This is a genomic window from Streptomyces sp. NPDC050416 (assembly GCF_044458845.1).
Classification (GTDB): domain Bacteria; phylum Actinomycetota; class Actinomycetes; order Streptomycetales; family Streptomycetaceae; genus Streptomyces.
On record NZ_JBITII010000010.1, the window covers coordinates 309,058 to 325,901 of the forward strand.

The 16,844-nt window shown below is 73.6% G+C and carries 10 protein-coding genes; 3 read left to right on the top strand and 7 right to left on the bottom strand.

Annotation, left to right across the window (positions count from 1 at the left end; all coding sequences use genetic code 11):
* Window positions 1-253: 253 nt before the first annotated feature.
* Both ACIBL4_RS29420 and ACIBL4_RS29425 read left to right on the top strand, forming a co-directional pair.
* A complete protein-coding gene (locus ACIBL4_RS29420) occupies window positions 254-3,739 on the top strand; it encodes a trypsin-like peptidase domain-containing protein (RefSeq protein ID WP_399414812.1) in 3,486 nt (1,161 codons plus the stop codon).
* Between the two features lie 167 nt (window positions 3,740-3,906).
* Window positions 3,907-4,863 carry a bifunctional riboflavin kinase/FAD synthetase gene (locus ACIBL4_RS29425; RefSeq protein WP_399414813.1) on the top strand — a complete coding sequence of 319 codons (957 nt, stop codon included), beginning with the start codon at window positions 3,907-3,909 and terminating at the stop codon, window positions 4,861-4,863.
* 25 nt (window positions 4,864-4,888) lie between these two features.
* On the opposite strand, the gene ACIBL4_RS29430 is transcribed toward ACIBL4_RS29425, so the two are convergent.
* Entirely contained in the window at window positions 4,889-5,494 is a 606-nt protein-coding gene (locus ACIBL4_RS29430) for a TetR/AcrR family transcriptional regulator C-terminal domain-containing protein (RefSeq protein WP_399414854.1), read from the bottom strand.
* A gap of 185 nt (window positions 5,495-5,679) precedes the next feature.
* On the opposite strand from ACIBL4_RS29430, the gene ACIBL4_RS29435 reads away from it, so the two are divergent.
* Window positions 5,680-6,396: an NAD(P)-dependent oxidoreductase gene (locus ACIBL4_RS29435; protein ID WP_399414814.1), complete on the top strand. Its 717-nt coding sequence runs from the start codon at window positions 5,680-5,682 to the stop codon at window positions 6,394-6,396.
* 522 nt (window positions 6,397-6,918) lie between these two features.
* Here the strand turns inward: ACIBL4_RS29435 and ACIBL4_RS29440 are convergent.
* The 6 genes from ACIBL4_RS29440 to ACIBL4_RS29465 form a co-directional block, all read right to left on the bottom strand.
* Window positions 6,919-7,920, bottom strand: a complete 1,002-nt coding sequence (locus ACIBL4_RS29440; protein WP_399414815.1) for an oligopeptide/dipeptide ABC transporter ATP-binding protein — start codon at window positions 7,918-7,920, stop codon at window positions 6,919-6,921.
* Window positions 7,917-8,987 carry an ABC transporter ATP-binding protein gene (locus tag ACIBL4_RS29445; RefSeq protein WP_399414816.1) on the bottom strand — a complete coding sequence of 357 codons (1,071 nt, stop codon included), beginning with the start codon at window positions 8,985-8,987 and terminating at the stop codon, window positions 7,917-7,919. The genes ACIBL4_RS29440 and ACIBL4_RS29445 overlap by 4 nt, the downstream gene beginning before the upstream one ends.
* Complete coding sequence (locus ACIBL4_RS29450; protein WP_399414817.1) at window positions 8,933-9,847, bottom strand: ABC transporter permease; 915 nt, start codon at window positions 9,845-9,847, stop codon at window positions 8,933-8,935. Before ACIBL4_RS29450 ends, ACIBL4_RS29445 begins: the two co-directional genes overlap by 55 nt.
* A complete protein-coding gene (locus ACIBL4_RS29455; protein ID WP_399414818.1) occupies window positions 9,844-10,890 on the bottom strand; it encodes an ABC transporter permease in 1,047 nt (348 codons plus the stop codon). The genes ACIBL4_RS29450 and ACIBL4_RS29455 overlap by 4 nt, the downstream gene beginning before the upstream one ends.
* Window positions 10,891-10,909: 19 nt before the next feature.
* Window positions 10,910-12,763: an ABC transporter substrate-binding protein gene (locus tag ACIBL4_RS29460; protein ID WP_399414819.1), complete on the bottom strand. Its 1,854-nt coding sequence runs from the start codon at window positions 12,761-12,763 to the stop codon at window positions 10,910-10,912.
* Window positions 12,764-13,058: 295 nt separating this feature from the next.
* Complete coding sequence (locus ACIBL4_RS29465; RefSeq protein WP_399414820.1) at window positions 13,059-16,784, bottom strand: SCO5717 family growth-regulating ATPase; 3,726 nt, start codon at window positions 16,782-16,784, stop codon at window positions 13,059-13,061.
* Window positions 16,785-16,844: the final 60 nt, after the last annotated feature.

Sequence of the window (16,844 nt, forward strand, 5' to 3'; positions counted from 1 at the left end):
ACCGACCGGGACCGTCCGCCCGTGGAGCGGCGACCACGGGGTACCTCCACTGCCGCCGCTCCACGGTCCCCCCTCGGTTCCCCCACCCCTAGGGTGTATCCAGCCTCCCCTCTCCGTTCACCCGTCCGTGCGGGCGCTCGGAGTGAACCGGGGGAGCGGAAGGGGGCGCTTTCGCCGAGCGATCTGTCCGGCTGATCATCCCGGCCCTACCGTCGAACACAAGGGCACGGGTGTACGGCGGGGAGGCTCGACGATGACGTCGCGGAACCGGTCCGGGGAGACACAGGACAGCGCATCAGGATCCCAGGACCGCCCCGAAGCAGCGGAGCAGACGACCGAGGGGACCGACGCCGGGGCATCCGGCCCGGCCCTCGTCCGCATCCACGACCTCGCCGGCCGGCCCCGGGGCACCGGCTTCCTGGCCGACCACCACGGCACGCTCGTCACCAGTCACGAGGCGGTCGACGGCCTGCCCCGGCTCGTCCTGCACGGGGCCGGGGACCGGCGCCGGGTCGTGTCCGCCGACGCGGTGACCCCGCTGCCCGCGCTCGGCCTGGCCCTCGTACGGACCGAGGGCCTCGGTGTCCCGCCGCTGCCCGTCACCGTGCGGGGCGGGGCCGGGACGGGCGCCTATGTGCGGATCGCCGCCGGCGGCTGGCGCGAGGCCAGGGTGCTGGGCTCGACGGCCGTGACGTACACCGCCACGGACCGCCTCCACCGCCTCGACGGCGCGCTGGAACTGGCGGTCGGCACGGCAGGGCGGGACGCGCTGCGGCTGGGCGGGGGAGCGGCCGGCGGCCCGGTGCTCGACGCCGCGAGCGGCGCGGTCGTCGGGGTCCTCGGCACGGCGCTCAGTTCCGACCACAGCGACGTCGGGTTCGCCGTGCCGCTGCATCCCCGGGACCCCGGCGCGGCGGGCCCGCTCGCCGAGCTGCTCGCCGAGAACGCGGCGACGGTCCCCGCGTACGGCGCCGACCTCAACCTGGCCGGGGTGCTGGAGCTGACCGGCACGGCGGTGGGGCTGGACGGCCCGCCCGGCGGCACGGGACTCCCGGAGCCGGTGGAGCGGGCGGCTGTGGTGGCCGAGTTCGGCGCGTTCACGGCAGGACCCGCGGCGGTGCTCGGCCTCGTCGGGCCGCCCGGCAGCGGCCGTACGACGGAACTCGCGGCGCTCGCCGCGCGCCGCGCGAGCGCCGGGCATCCCACACTGTGGCTGCGCGGCTGCGAACTGCGGGGCGACGACGCCTCGGTGGCCGACGTGGCACGCCGGGCGCTGACCCGGGCCGCCCCTGTCGTGGCCGCGTCCCGGCCCCGTCACCTGCCGGCCGACCTGGGTGACACCACGCCCGAGCGCCTCGCCCGACTCGCCGGCGCCCTCGGCCGGCCCCTGCTGCTGCTCCTCGACGGCCCGGAGGAGATGCCCTTGGCACCGGCCCGCCGCCGGGCCGACTGGACGGACGGGACGGTGCGGTGGCTCCGGGAGACGGGAGTGCGGCTGGTCGTGGCGTCCCGGGCGGAGTACTGGGAGGGGGCGGGCTTCCCGGCGGACGTCCTGCACCGGCCGGCCGGTGCCGACGGCGGGCCCGCCTGTGTGCGCCTCGGCGATCTCACCGAGGACGAGGCCCGCGAGGCCCGCCTGCGCCACGGCATCCCGGAGAGCGCCCTCCTCGACACCGACGCCCGGCACCCTCTCACCCTGCGACTGCTCGCCGAGGTCCGGGCGGCCCTCGCCGGCGCAGGCGACAGTCCGACCAGTCCCCACGGCCCCGGCGCCACCGTCGGCCGCGACGACGTCTTCGCGGCCTACCTGGACCTGATGTCCCTGCGCATCGCCCAGCGGCTGGCTGCCGGGAACGGCCTGCGCGGCACGGCCGTCCGGCGCCTGGCCGCCAAGGTCGCCGGGCAGGTGCACGAGGCCGCCCGGCGCGGGCTCGGGCCCGGGCTGGGGGACCTGGACCGGGAGGCCTTCGAGTCGGTGTTCCCGTGGGGGCCCGCACCGGAGCGGCTCGGCGGTGGCACCGGCTGGGCAGCGGCCGTCCTCGCCGAGGGCCTGCTCGTGCCCGCCGGATCCGGCTACCGCTTCGCCCACGAGGAGCTCGCCGACTGGCTCCAGGGCATGCACCTCGACCTCGACGAGGCCCTGCACGTCCTGGTCCACCGCCGGCCGGACGCCCAGTCCGACCCCGTCCCGCACCACCGCATCGGGCCGGTCGTCCAGGCCCTGCTGTTCGTCGCCCGCCAGCACGGCACCGGCCGGCTGGCCTCCCGGCTGGCGGACCTGGTGTACGCCCTGGACGCCGATCCGCGGTCCTGGTGGGCGGCCCGGCTGCTCGCCGGGACCCTGTCGGCCGTGCCCGAGGCGACGCCGTACGCGGAGGTGCTGCGGCTGCTCGCCGACCGGATCGTGGCCTGGCGGCGGCAGGGGAGGCCCCTGTCGGAGGAGGTCGGGCCCGCGTTCTGGGCCGGCGTACGGCTGCCGGAGGACGAGCGATTCGCGCTGCTGAGGCGGCTGGTGCACGCCGACGGCCCGCCGTGCGAGGCCGGTCCCCGGTTCCTGGACACCGTCGCGCGGCTGCTGGCCGCCGATCCCACCGCCGTGCAGCCGCTGCTGGCCCGCTGGTTCGACGACGAGCAGCCGCTGCCCGCCACCCCGCACGCGACCGTGGCCACGGCCGCGCAGGCGCTGCTGCACACCCACCGGCACAGCGCTCTGGACGACCTGGTGGACGTGCTCGTCGACCGCGCCCATCGCAGGGCCGACGAACTGCTCGCCGTGCTGGCCGAGGAGGAGCCCTCCGCGGTGTGCCGGGCCGTCGACCGGTGGGCGCGCGACGAGCGCCCGGCGCGACGCAGTGCCGCGATGGCGCACGGTCTGCGTGTCGCGCCGCATGTGAGCGCCGGAGGCGACCGCGCCCTCCTGCGCTACGCGGCCCTCACTCTGCTCGCCCGCCCCGCCGACCGCGCCCTGCACGGCGGCGCACTCGCCCTCCTGGTCCAGGATCCGCACACCCGGGACCGTTATCTCCCCCGGGCGCTGGAGCACTTCGCGGCGGGCGACCCACATCTCCCGCCGGACGCGCCGGCCGCCGCCCTCGCGGCCCACCCCGAGCCGGTCCTCGGCGCCTTCGCGGTGCGGCTGGAGCGGCCGGACCCGGAGGAGGCGCTGTGGGCGCTCGCCGACGCCACCCCGCCCGGCCTGGCCCGGCGGGTCGCCGCGCTGGTCGGGCAGGCGGCACAGCGGCGGCCGGAACTCGCCGGGCACGTGGCCGCGTACGTCGACCAGCGGATCGACCGTGGGCCTACCGCCCGGGCCGTGCTCCTGCCGCTGGTCAGCGGCCTGCTGGAGGACGGCCCGGTGCGGCTGCGGTGCGCCCTCGCCGCGGTGCTCACCCCGCCCGGCATCCCCGCCTCCCGCCCGCTGCGCCGCGAGCTGCGCGACGCGCTGCTGGACCGCGAGCGCGACACCGACGTCCTGGACGCGCTGCTGCACGCCGCCGCCCGGAACGGCGGCGACGACCTGCGCGACCTCGTCCGCCGCATCGGACTGCTCCTCGTGCGCACGCCGGAGGGCGCCGGCCGCTTCGACCGCGCCCTGGTCGACCTCGGCCGGCACGTGCCCGGCTTCGCCGCCCGCGTGGCCCGCTGGCTGGCCGCCGCGCCCGAGGAGTGGGCGGCGCTGGTCGGGCCGAGCTCGCACCGGACGATCGAGAACCTGGCGGGCGCAGGCGTCCCGGCCTGACGGGATCCGGCGCAGGCCGGAGGGGACGCGGCCTCGTGCGCCCGGTCACACCCCCATGCCGATGCGGGCCGGAGGCACCCGGCATGGCACCCTTAGACCTGCGTACGAGGCAACCAGGAACAACCACGGACACGGGTTCGACGAGCTTTCGACAAGGAGCAGGCACAGTGCAGCGCTGGCGTGGCTTGGAGGACATCCCCCAGGACTGGGGGCGCAGCGTCGTCACCATCGGCTCCTACGACGGAGTCCACCGCGGACACCAGCTGATCATCCGGCATGCCGTGAACCGGGCCCGGGAGCTGGGCGTGCCCGCCGTCGTCGTCACCTTCGACCCGCACCCCAGCGAGGTCGTCCGCCCCGGCAGCCACCCGCCGCTGCTCGCCCCGCACCACCGCCGCGCCGAACTCATGGCCGATCTCGGTGTGGACGCCGTGCTGATCCTTCCCTTCACGACCGAGTTCTCGAAGCTGTCCCCGGCCGACTTCGTCGTCAAGGTGCTCGTCGACAAGCTGCACGCCAAGGCGGTCGTCGAGGGCCCCAACTTCCGCTTCGGCCACAAGGCCGCGGGCAACGTGGAGTTCCTGGCCGAGCAGGGCAAGATCTACGACTTCGAGGTCGAGGTCGTCGACCTGTACGTGACCGGCGAGGCGGGCGGCGGCGAGCCGTTCTCCTCGACGCTGACCCGGCGTCTGGTCGCCGAGGGCGACGTCCAGGGCGCGGCGGAGATCCTGGGCCGTCCGCACCGGGTGGAGGGCGTCGTCGTCCGGGGCGCCCAGCGCGGGCGCGAACTGGGCTTCCCGACCGCCAACGTGGAGACGCTGCCGCACACGGCCATTCCGGCCGACGGTGTGTACGCCGGCTGGCTGCACGCCCAGGGCGAGGCGATGCCGGCCGCGATCTCCGTCGGCACGAACCCGCAGTTCGACGGCACCGAGCGCACGGTGGAGGCGTACGCCATCGACCGGGTGGGCCTCGACCTGTACGGCCTCCATGTCGCCGTCGACTTCCTGGCGTTCGTGCGGGGACAGGCGAGGTTCGACACGCTGGACGCGCTGCTGGAGCAGATGGCCGAGGACGTCAAGCGCTGCCGGGAACTGGTGGCGGAGGCCGAGCGGTCCGCCTGACGGCCCTGACACATCCGGCCACCCGCTATGCGCTCGCGGCCTCGTCCGGGTGGAGGGCGTCGAGGATGAGGGTGAGGCCGAAGGCGAACTCGCCGGCGTAGTCGTAGCCGGGCTTGAGGACGTGTTCGGTGGCCAGTTCGGTGAGGTGGGGGTAGGTGTCGGCGGGCATGTCGCGCAGGATGGCGCCCGCGACCTCGTCCAGCTCCGCCGCGCCCTTGAACGGCAGGCTCAGCTCCTGGAGCACGAACCCGTACAGGTAGCTGTCGATCAGTGAGACGGCGTGCGCGGCCATGGGGACGGAGAATCCTCCGGCGCGCAGCGTCCCGATGACGGCGTCGTGATGGCGCAGGGTCGCCGGGCCGGGCTGGGAGCGGGAGTCCATGAGCCCGACGGCCCAGGGGTGGCGCAGCAGGACGGCACGGGCGGAGTCGGCGCGGTGGCGCAGGGCGCTCTTCCAGTCCATCTCGCGCGGCGGCAGGTCGATCTCGCCGAACACCGCGTCCACCATGCCGTCGAGGATGTCGTCCCGGCCCGCGACGTGGTGGTAGAGCGACATCGCCTCGACGCCCAGCGGTTCGGCGATGGCCCGCATGGTGAGCGCGGCCGCTCCCTTCTCGTCCGCCACTGCCATCGCCGTGCGGATCACCCGCTCGCGACTGAGCGGAGTACGCGCCGACGCTCCCCGCCGGCCCTTGTTTCCCTCGCCCACCCGGGGCCCTCCTCTGACTTCCTCGTGCGCTCCCTTGACCGCCTTACGGCATAAGGCTAGCTTGCCTTACAACATAAGGTAGGCATCCCGGTGAAAGGGGCCGCGCCATGTCCGTGGACACGGATCGCGTGAAGAGGGTCTGCATCATCGGGGCTTCGGGGAAGCTCGGGCAGTACATGGTCGGGCACGCCCTGGAGCGCGGCTACGAGGTGGTCGGGGTGTGCCGGGAGCGCAGCGTGCCGAAGCTGGCCGCGTTCGCAGGCCGGATGACCGTCGTCCCCGGAGACACGAACGACCCGGAGGTGATCCGGCGGGCGGTCGCCGGGTGCGACGGCGTGCTGACGGTACTGGTGCCGTGGGGTGTGCGGCAGTACGCGTCGGGCACGGCACAGGCGGTGCTCGACCACGCACGGCCGGGCGCGCGCCTGGTCTTCTCCTGCGGCTGGCACATCACCCGCGACGGCAAGGACACGTACTCACGGCTGTTCACCCTGGGCGTCCGGATCGCCACCGTGCTGGCCAAGCTCGTCCGCGCCGTCGAACTCGACGACCAGGTCGAGGCGTGCCGGCGGGTGTTCGCCAGCGACACCCGGTGGACCGTGGTACGCGGCAGCTCCCTGGAGGAGGGCGAGAGCCAGGGCCTGCCCGTGTGGAGCCGGCACGTGGGCGACCCGGTACTGGCCGGCAACCTGACGCGCCGCGTGGACTTCGCGCTGTTCATGGTGGCAGCGCTCACCGACGACACGCTCGTCCAGGAGGCCCCGGCGATCGTCGGCTGCCGGACGCCCAGCGCTCTCGCTCATGCCGGGGGGACTCGCAGCTAGAGCAGCCGACCGTGCTCCGGAACGCGTGTCTCGCACCGATCACACAGCACCAGAAGGATCCGCCGGCTCTCACGCAGTGAGCCGACTGCACCGCATCGCTCACAGGTGCTCTCACTGCGGTCAGCGAACGCTTCAGTCACAGCACTGACACGTGCGGACTCGGCATCCGTCCAGTTGCCGCCGTGCCTCCATGGCCGCGGAAACGCCTGGAAGGACAAAGAGCCCCACTTCTGCTTCACGGCAAGGAGCTCATACTCGGGGAACTCCGCGGCAACCGCCTGATGGCACTCAAGCACCGACAGACGCCAGCCGGGCCCCACGTCGAAGTCGTACGAAGGGTCTCGCAAGTGTCGCCTCACCGGCTCCAGTACGTCGCCTGAAGCCGGGGAAGTCCCAGCCATCCCGCCCCCCCTCACACAGCGATGACCCCCGATCCTACGGTCCACGGCTCGCGCGAGGTGATCCGCCGGAGAAGCCCTGCCGGGCAACGCAGTGAGCGGGGAGGTCCCGTCCGGGTTCCCCTCAGCGCGTGGCCCAGTGGCATGCCACCTGGGCCGTGCCGGTGCCGTCGAGGATCTCCGGGTCCTGGTTGCGGCACGCGTCCGCGACGCCCGCCCGGTCCGCCTCGCCGCTCGCGAGGATCTGGCAGCGGGCGTGGAAGCGGCAGCCGGACGGCACCCTTGACGGGTCGGGCGGCTCGCCGGTGAGGACCACCGGGTCGCCGGGGGCCTCCGGCAGCACTGACAGCAGGGCCTGCGTGTACGGATGACGGGGCGCGGTCAGGACCTGCTCCACCGCGCCCGTCTCCACGATCCGGCCCAGATACATCACGGCGACCCGGTCGGCGATGTTCCAGGCCAGCCCCAGGTCGTGCGTGACGACCAGCGCGGACAGGCCCAGCTCGGTGCGCAACCGCAGCAGCAGGGCGAGGATCTCGCCGCGCACGGAGGCGTCGAGGGACGCCACCGGCTCGTCGGCGACGAGGAGTTCGGGTTCCAGGACGAGCGCGCCCGCGATGACGACCCGCTGGCGCTGCCCGCCCGACAGTTCGTGCGGATAGCGCAGGAAGAAGCGCTCCGGGGGGCGGAGGCCTGCCCGGGACAGGGCCTCGGCGACCGCCGTCCGTTCATCGCCTCCGTAGCCGTGGATGCGCAGGCCCTCGGCGACCGCGTCGTACACCGTGTGCCGCGGGTTGAGCGAGCCGCTCGGGTCCTGGAGGACCAGCTGGACGCGCTTGCGGTAGGCCTTGAGGGACCGGCCGGAGTACTCCAGCGGGCGGCCGTCGAACGTGAGCCGGCCGGAGGTCGGCTCGACCAGGCCCAGCAGACAGCGGGCCAGGGTCGTCTTTCCGCAGCCGGATTCGCCGACCAGCGCGACGATCTCGCCGGGCCGGATGTCGAGGTCGACCCCGTCCACCGCGCGGGCCCGGGGGCCGCCGTGCCGGCCGGGGAAGGTGACGTGCAGGTCCTGGGCGCTCAGCAGGGGTGCCGTGGTGACCTCGGGGGCCGTGGGGGACGTGGTCATGGCGTACTCGGCCTCGCTTCTTCCATGGCGTCCGGATCCTCGTGGGCCTCGCGGGGCTCCAGGGCCGGCGACCCGACCAGGACGCACGCCGCCCGGCGCTCCGGCCCCGCCTCGGCGAGCACCGGGTCCTCCTCCGGGCACGACTCCAGCGCCACCGGGCACCGCGGATGGAACGTACAGCCGGACGGCAGCGCCGCCGGGTCGGGCGGGTCGCCCGCCAGCCCCCGCGGCGCGAACCGGGAGGACGGGTCGCCGATGCGCGGGAACGCGGCCGACAGGGCCCTGGCGTACGGGTGCCGGGCGTCCTCGTACACCTGCCGGGCCGGGCCCTCCTCGACCACCCGGCCCGCGTACATCACCGCCAGCCGGTCGCAGGTGTCGGCGAGGACGGCCAGGTCGTGGCTGATCATGATCAGGCCCAGGCCCTGGTCCGCGACGAGCTGCTCGATGAGCCGGAGGATCTGCGCCTGGATCATCACGTCGAGCGCGGTGGTCGGCTCGTCGGCGACGATCAGCCGCGGATCGCAGGCCAGCGCCATGGCGATCATGACGCGCTGGCGCTGTCCGCCGGACAGCTCGTGGGGATAGGCGTCCGCGCGGGCGGCGGGCAGGCCGACCTGCTCCAGCAGCTCCCCGGTCTTCTTCTTCGCCCCCGCCGGGGTCGCCTTCTTGTGCAGCAGGATCGGCTCGGCGATCTGGTCGCCGATGCGGTGCACGGCGTTCAGGGAGTGCATGGCCCCCTGGAACACGACGGAGGCCCCGGCCCAGCGGACCGCCCGCACCCGGCCCCACTTCATCGTCAGCACGTCCTCGCCGTCGAACAGGACCTCGCCCGTGATGGGGGTCCCGGCGGGCAGGAGCCGCAGCAGGGCCAGCGCCAGCGTGGACTTGCCGCAGCCGGACTCCCCGGCCAGGCCGAGCTTCTGCCCGGCGTCCAGGCGCAGGCCCACCCCGCGCACGGCGGCGGCCCCGCCCGGGTACGTCACCGTCAGGTCCCTGACGTCGAGCAGCGTCACCGCGACACCCCCAGCCTGGGGTTGAGGACGGACTCCACGGCCCGCCCGCACAGCGTGAACGCCAGCGCCACCACGGCGATGGCGATGCCCGGCGGCACCAGGTACCACCAGTCCCCGGCACTGACCGCGCCCGCCTCCCGAGCGTCCTGGAGCAGCCCGCCCCACGACACGACCGTGGGGTCGCCGAGCCCGAGGAAGGCGAGGGTCGCCTCGGCGAGGATGGCCGAGGAGATGATCAGGGTCGTCTGGGCCAGCACCAGCGGCATCACATTGGGCAGGACGTGCCTCGACATGACGTGCCAGTGCCCGCCGCCCAGCGCCCTCGCCCGCTCGATGTACGGCCGGGTCTCCACGGCGAGGGTCTGCGCGCGCACCAGCCGGGCCGTGGTCGGCCAGGTGGTGACGCCGATCGCCACGACGGTCGTGGTCAGCGAGCGGGACATCACGGTGGCCAGGGCGATCGCCAGCACCAGCGTCGGCATGACCAGGAACCAGTCGGTGATCCGCATCATGACGGTCGCGTACCAGCCCTTGAAGTGCCCGGCCGTGACCCCGATCAGCGTGCCGATCGCCACCGACAGCGCGGCCGCGAGCAGCCCGACCAGCAGCGACACCCGCGAACCCCAGACCACCAGGCCCAGCAGATCCCGCCCGAACTGGTCCGTGCCGAGCGGGAACTCCGCGCTCGGGCTCTGCATCGGACGCCCCGGCGCGTCGGTCACACTGCTCACGTCGGAGCCCACGAACAGCGGCGCGAACAGCGCCAGCAGCGCGCACAGGGCGAGCGCCGTCAGGCCGTACAGCCCCGCCCGCTCGGAGCGGTACTGCCGCCAGAAGCGCGCGACGGAGGCCCGGCGCCGCTGCCGGGCGAGGGCGCGCGGGCTCAGGCCCGTGCCGGTCGTCGTCGTCATCGGGCCACCCGGGGGTCGAGCAGGGGATACACCAGGTCGGCGAGGGTGTTCATCAGGATCACCGCGGCGGCGAACACGAAGAACAGCCCCTGCACCAGCGGCAGGTCGGGCACGCTCAGCGCCTGGTAGAACAGCCCGCCGAGGCCGGGCCAGGAGAACACCGTCTCCACGAGGATCACGCCCGCGACCGTCCGGCCGAGGTTGATGAAGATCAGCGTGACGGTCGGCAGCAGCGCGTTGGGCACGGCGTGCCGGCGCCGCACCAGGTCGTCGCGCAGCCCCTTGGCCCGCGCGGTCGTCAGATAGTCGCTGCCCATCTCGTCCAGCAGCGCCGACCGCGTGACCAGCAGCGTCTGCCCGTACTCCACGGCCACCAGCGTCACCACCGGCAGCACCAGATGGTGCGCCACGTCGACGACGTACGCGAAGCCCTCCTCGCCGCCCGACTCCATGCCGCCGGTCGGGAACATGCCCGGGACCGGGCCGATGCCCACCGCCAGCACGATGATCAGCAGCAGCCCGAGCCAGAAGGACGGGATGGAGTACAGCGTGAGCGCCAGGCCGGTGTTGACCCGGTCGCCGAGCCCGCCGCGCCGCCACGCCGAGCGGGTGCCGAGGAAGACACCCAGCGCGGTGTAGAGGACGAAGGCGGTCCCGGTCAGCAGCAGGGTGTTCGGCAGCGCCTCGGTGATCTTGTCGACGACGGGGGCCCGGAACTGGTACGACGTCCCGAAGTCGCCGGTGAGCGCCTTGCCGCAGTAGTCCGTGAACTGCCGCCACAGCGGCAGGTCGAGCCCGAACTCCTCGCGATAGGCGGCCAGCTGCTCGGCCGAGACCTGACGGCCGCCCGTCATGGTCTTCACCGGGTCGCCGGGGATCAGCCGGAAGAGGAAGAAGCTGGTGACGAGCACGGCCAGCAGCGAGACGACCGCGCCCGCCACCTTGCCCGCGAGGTACCGCGGGTACGCGGAGCTCTTGCGTCCCCGCGGCCCGGCCGCCGCGTGCTTGTCCTCGACCAGCGCGGGTGTCGCGTCAGCGGTCATGAGTGTCCGTTCGCCCGCTCTACTCGCGGTCCTCGGCGGTGGAGCGCCGCCGCAGCGCCGCGAAGACACCGAGCCCGGCGAGGACCACGACACCTCCGACGATCCCGGCCACGACCCCCGTCGACGACGCGTTGTCCGAGGAGCCGCTCGACTCCGCCGGGACCGCAGACCACCAGCTCCAGTAGCCGTCCTGGCCGTAGATGTTCCCCGCCTTCGCCGGCATGGTCGTGATGGACTCGATCTGGTCCGTCCGGTAGGCCTCGACCGCGTTCGGATACGCCATGACGTTCATGTACCCGAGGTCGTACAGCCGGGACTCCATCTGCTTGACGATGTCCGCCCGTTTGGCGGGGTCGTACTCGGCGAGCTGCCGGGCGTAGAGCTCGTCGTACTTCTTGTCGCAGATGAAGTTGTCGGTCGCGCCCGTCTCCTCCGGGGTCGCCGGGAGCGCGCCGCAGGTGTGGATGGACAGCACGAAGTCCGGGTCCGGGTTGACCGACCAGCCGTCGAAGGCCAGGTCGTACTTGCCGGCGAGCCAGGGGTCGGTCACGTTGTCCAGGCAGTTCAGCTGGACGCCGATGCCGAGCTCGCCCCACCACTCCTGGAGGTACTTGCCGACCGCCTTGTCGTTCGGGTCGGTGGCGTGGCACAGGACGCGGTAGGTGATGGGCTTGCCGTCCTTGCCGACGCGCTTGCCGTCGCCGTTCTTCCGGTAACCCGCCCGGTCGAGCATCCGGGCCGCCTCGGCCGGGTCGTACGTCAGCTTCTGGCCGGCGGACGGCTTCCAGAAGTACTGCGAGAAGCGCGGCGGGATGTAGCCCTCGCCCTCGACGGCGTGCCCCTGGAACACCTTGTCGATGACGGCTTTGCGGTCGACGGCCTTGAACAGCGCGTTGCGCACCCGCTGGTCCAGCAGGGACGGGTGGCCGTCGCCGAACTTCTCGCCGTTCTTCGCCTTCGCGCCCGGGTTGGTGGCGAGCGCGTAGAAACGGCGGCCGGGGGCGTCGTTGACCTTGATGTTCTCCGCGCCCTCCAGGGACGCCGCCTGAGCGGGTGTCAGGGACGGCGAACCGGCGACGAACGACACCTCGCCCTTGCGCAGCGCCGACACCGCCGCGTCCTGGTCCTTGTAGTAGCGGAAGACCAGCTCGTCGAACTTCGGTGCCCCGCGCCAGAACCTCTTGTTGGCCTTGAGCCGGACGTAGCTGTCGGCCTTGTACCCGGTCAGCACGAACGGCCCGTTGCCCACCACCGGGAAGCTCTTGTCGTTGTTGAACTCGGAGAAGTCCGAGACCTTCTCCCACACGTGCTTCGGCACGATCGGCACATCGAGCGCCGTCATCGTGGCCTGCGGCTTCTTCAGCTCGATGACCAGCTTGGTGGGGCTGGGTGCCGTCACCTTCCTGAAGTTCCCGACGTAGCTGCCGTTCGCCGTGGCCGCGCCGGAGTCGGTCATCATCTTGTTGAACGTCCACGCCGCGTCCTCGGCGGTGGCCTGCTTGCCGTCCGACCACGTGGAGTTGGAGCGGATCGTGTACGTCCAGGTCAGCTTGTCCGGCGACGGCTCCCACTTGGTGGCCAGGCCCGGGATGGCGTGGTTGTCCTTGGGGTCGTAGTTCGTCAGGTACTCGTACATGAGCCGGTGAATGCTCGTGCTGAGCAGCCGGACCGCGAGGAACGGGCTGAGCGAGTCCACGCTCTGCGCCACGGCGACGGTCAGCGTCTTCTTGCCGTCGTCGGCCGCCCGGGCCTGCCGGGGCGCCGGGTCGAGCGGGGTCGCGAGACCGGCGGTGAGGGTGAGCGCCGCCGCACCGGCCACGGCGACGAGCCTGAGGCCGCGCGGGAGGCTGCGTGTCTGATCTTTCGTGTCCATGGTCGGACCTCGCGTCATCGCTCGGACGGGAAGGACGGGTTGATCAGCTGTCAGTGGATGCTGAGTATGTATCAGCGGCCGTCTCCACCCGTCAACGGCGCGTTCACCCCTTGTGGCCTGCGGAAATAACGAATTGGCGAGCTTTTCACGGCCATTGGTCGAGACCACTGACGCGCCCCTGGCCAGGGCCTGGCAACGGATTTGGCCCCGAACGCGCCGTGGCCCGCGCCGAGTGGGAACGGCGCGGGCCACGAAGGGGACCGGCCCCTCGAAAGGGGCCGATCGGGTGAGGCGATTACTGCGTCGGAGGCGGGGGCGGCGGCGTCTGCCCCTGCCCGTCGGGCTGCCCGGGGTGGCCGGACTGGCCCGGCTGCGGGTAGCCGTAGCCCGGCTGCGGAGGGGCGGCCGGGGGCTGCCCGGGCTGGGGTTGCTGGGGGTACGGCTGCCCGGGCTGGCCCTGCTGCCCCGGCTGCGGGTAGGGCGGCTGGCCTGCCGCTTGCGGATACGGCTGCTGCCCCGGCTGGGGGTAGGGCTGGCCGGGCTGGGGGTACGGCTGCCCAGGCTGCTGCGGGTAGAGCTGTCCCGGCTGCTGTGGATACGGGCCCGGCTGCTGCTGGCCGGGGTACGGGGGCTGGCCGGGGACGGGCTGGCCGGGGACCTGCTGGCCGGGCAGCGGCGGGGCGGCCACCGGCGGCGGGTTGCCGTCGGAGGTCCACAGGCCGTGGGCCTGCTGGTGGCGGGTGAAGTCCTCGGCGACCATCGCCGCGAGGTTGAAGTACGCCTCCCGCACCTTCGGCCGCATCATGTCCAGGTCGACCTCGGCACCGGCGGCGAGATGCTCGTCGAACGGCACGACGATGACGCCGCGGCAGCGCGTCTCGAAGTGCGACACGATGTCGTCGACCTTGATCATCTTGCCGGTCTCGCGCACACCGGAGATGACGGTGATGGACCGGGCGACGAGGTCGGCGTACCCGTGCGCCGACAGCCAGTCCAGCGTCGTACTCGCACTGCTCGCACCGTCCACCGACGGCGTCGAGATGATGATGAGCTGGTCGGCGAGGTCCAGCACACCGCGCATGGCGCTGTAGAGCAGACCGGTACCGGAGTCGGTGAGGATCACCGGGTACTGCTTGCCCAGCACGTCGATCGCGCGCCGGTAGTCCTCGTCGTTGAACGTCGTGGACACGGCCGGGTCGACGTCGTTGGCGATGATCTCCAGGCCCGACGGCGCCTGGGACGTGAACCGCCGGATGTCCATGTACGAGTTGAGGTGCGGGATCGCCTGGACGAGGTCACGGATGGTGGCCCCGGTCTCGCGCCGCACGCGACGCCCCAGGGTTCCCGCGTCCGGGTTGGCGTCGATCGCGAGGATCTTGTCCTGCCGCTCGGTGGCGAGCGTGGAGCCGAGCGCGGTGGTCGTGGTCGTCTTGCCGACACCGCCCTTGAGGCTGATCACGGCGATCCGGTAGCAGGAGAGCACGGGCGTGCGGATCAGCTCCAGCTTCCGCTGCCGCTCGGCCTCCTCCTTCTTCCCACCGATCTTGAACCGCCCGCCACCGGCCACCGGGCGGCTGCTCTTCGCCTTCTGCTTCTTGCTGTTGAGCAGCCGGTCGGACGACAGCTCCACGGCAGCGGTGTAACCGAGCGGCGCGGCACCCGGGTTGGTCGGCTGCCGCTGGTCGTGCTGCATGGGCTGCGGCCAGGCGGCCCCGGTCCGCGGGTCCACGGGCTGCTGAGGCGGCTGCCCTTCGGGCTGCGGCTGGCCCTGCGGGGGCACGCCGGGGTGGGGGAAGCCGTATCCCTGGGGATGGGGAGCAGCCGGCGCGGGCGCCCCGGGGTGCGGGAAACCGTAACCGTCCTGCGCGTTGGGCGCGGGGGCGGGCGGGGTGTGGGGCTGCTGGGCGGGGGGTTGCGCGGCCGGCGGCTGCTGTGCGGCCGGGGGCTGGGCGGGGGTGCCGGGGTGCGGGAAGCCGTAACCGGCTTGGGGGTTGGGCCCGGGCTGCGGGAAGCCGTAGCCGTCCTGCGTGTTGGGGGTGGGGGTGGGCGGGGTGTTGGGCTGCTGGGCTGGCGGTTGCTGTGCGGCTGGGGGCTGGGCGGGGGCGCCGGGGTGGGGGAAGCCGTAGCCGTCCTGCGTGTTGGGGGTGGGGGTGGGCGGGGTGTTGGGTTGCTGGGCCGGCGGTTGCTGTGCGGCTGGGGGCTGGGCGGGGGCGCCGGGGTGGGGGAAGCCGTAGCCGCCCTGGGCGTCGGGTGCGGCCGGGGCCGGAGCGCCCGGATGCGGGAAGCCGTAGGCCCCGGGCTGCGGTCCGGGCTGGGCGGGCGGCTGGTTCGGCGGCGGCGTCGGTGCGGCCGGCGGGTTCCAGGCGGCGGGTGCGGGCTGCGGCGCCTGCGGCTGGAACGACGGCTGCCCCTGCGCGGGAGCGTTCGGGTCCGTGGGCTGTGCCTGGGGCTGCGCCTGCGGCTGAGGCTGGGCCTGCGGCTGTGCGGGCCACTGGCTGGCCGGGGCCGGGGCCGGGGCGGCCGGCTGATACGACGGCGGCAGCGGCGGCATGGCCTGCGGTGCCGGGGGAGTCCAGGCGGGCTGGACGTCGGCCGGTCCGGGCACGGCGGCGTCCTGCGGAGCGGCGCCCTCGGGAGCGGCGTCGGCGGGCACGGCGTCGGTGGGCGGGGGGTCGGTGGGCTGTGCGTCGGCCGGCTCGGGAGCAGCCGGAACCTCGTCCGCAGGAGCTGCGTCGGCCGGGGCCTCGTCCGCAGGCACCGCATCCGCAGGCGCGGAGTCCTCGGCCGCGTCCGTCTCCGCCTCCGGAGCCGCTTCCTCCGCAGCCGCAGCCGCGTCCTCGGGAGCTTCCTCCTCCGGTGCGGTCACCGCAGCGTCCGCGTCCCCGCTGTCGGCGTCGTCGGAAGCAGGACCGTCCGCACCGGGCGCGTCGGCCACGTCAACCGCGACGGCCGTGTCGGAGGAAACGTCCTCATCGGCGTCGGCGTCGGCCTCGGCGTCCCTGGGAGCCTCCTCGACGTCACCGCCGGACTCGTCACCCGGCTCCGCCCCATCGCCCGGGCCGGAAGCGACGGCGAGACCGTCCTCGTCCCCGCCCTTGTCCTCGTCCTGGTCGTCGTCGGCCGACTCCAGCCGCGCCTCGACCTCGGCGGCGCGCTCCTCGATCTCCCGCTTCAGGGCGACGGCGGAGAACCGCATCGTGGCACCGCTCTCCAGGTCACCGTTCTCCGGCTCCGCATCCTCGGAAGCAGGAGCGGCCGGAGCGGCAGAAGCAGCCGAAGCCTCGGGAGTGGCCGGAGCAGCCGGGGGTTCCGACACCTCCGACGGAGCGGCCGGCGCCCACTGCGCCTGATACCCGCCGACGGGGATGTTCGGCACGGCCGTAGGAGAGGCCGAATCCGCCGCAGGCGCCTCGGTCCGCCCCTGCGGCTCGAACCCCACCGGAAGCCGGGGCACGGCAGCCGGCCCTCCGGCAGACGGCCCCCCGGCAGCAGGCGGGGGCGGCGTGAAGGGCGTACCCGGCGCGGGCGCGGGAGGAGCGGGAGGCGTGAACGGAGCGCCCGGAGCAGGCGGCGGCGCGGGCGGCGTGAAAGGCGCCCCTGGAGCCGGAGAAGGAGCCTGCGCCGGAGCCGAGCCGGCGGCCTGCCCCTGCCCGTTTCCTTGCCCCTGCCTCGGAATGGACGACGCCGCACCAGAAGGATTGGCATGCGGCGGCGGAGTGAGCCCCGGCAGCGGCGGAACCGGCCCCCTCGGCCCCCCGGAACCCCCCTGCGGACGTGACCCCCCGGGTGCCCCGGAAGCACTGGAGCCCTCGGACTGGCCCGCCCCCTGCCCCGAACTCGAACTCCCCGAGGCGTTCTGCGTGTACCAGGCCGGCGGCGCGTAGTCGATGGTGAACTCGCCCGTCACCTCTGCCGCGGACTCCGCGTCGGGCTGGTCATCGCCGGGTGTCGCCCAGCCCCCGCGGTTCCCGTCCCGATCGCTGCTCACAGTGTTCCTCCTGGTGTGGTCGAGCACCCTCATGCCGTGCTGGGGCGACCCTTGCTTGTCGTCCGACGTCGTGCGATGTCGTTTGAGGCGTAT

Excerpts from the sequence above, each read along its gene's own strand:
- ACIBL4_RS29420 (WP_399414812.1), top strand. The coding sequence starts at position 254 with ATGACGTCGCGGAACCGGTCCGGGGAGACACAGGACAGCGCATCAGGA.
- ACIBL4_RS29430 (WP_399414854.1), bottom strand. The coding sequence starts at position 5,494 with ATGGCAGTGGCGGACGAGAAGGGAGCGGCCGCGCTCACCATGCGGGCC.
- ACIBL4_RS29435 (WP_399414814.1), top strand. The coding sequence starts at position 5,680 with ATGTCCGTGGACACGGATCGCGTGAAGAGGGTCTGCATCATCGGGGCT.
- ACIBL4_RS29440 (WP_399414815.1), bottom strand. The coding sequence starts at position 7,920 with ATGACCACGTCCCCCACGGCCCCCGAGGTCACCACGGCACCCCTGCTG.
- ACIBL4_RS29450 (WP_399414817.1), bottom strand. The coding sequence starts at position 9,847 with ATGACGACGACGACCGGCACGGGCCTGAGCCCGCGCGCCCTCGCCCGG.
- ACIBL4_RS29455 (WP_399414818.1), bottom strand. The coding sequence starts at position 10,890 with ATGACCGCTGACGCGACACCCGCGCTGGTCGAGGACAAGCACGCGGCG.
- ACIBL4_RS29460 (WP_399414819.1), bottom strand. The coding sequence starts at position 12,763 with ATGGACACGAAAGATCAGACACGCAGCCTCCCGCGCGGCCTCAGGCTC.
- ACIBL4_RS29465 (WP_399414820.1), bottom strand. The coding sequence starts at position 16,784 with ATGAGGGTGCTCGACCACACCAGGAGGAACACTGTGAGCAGCGATCGG.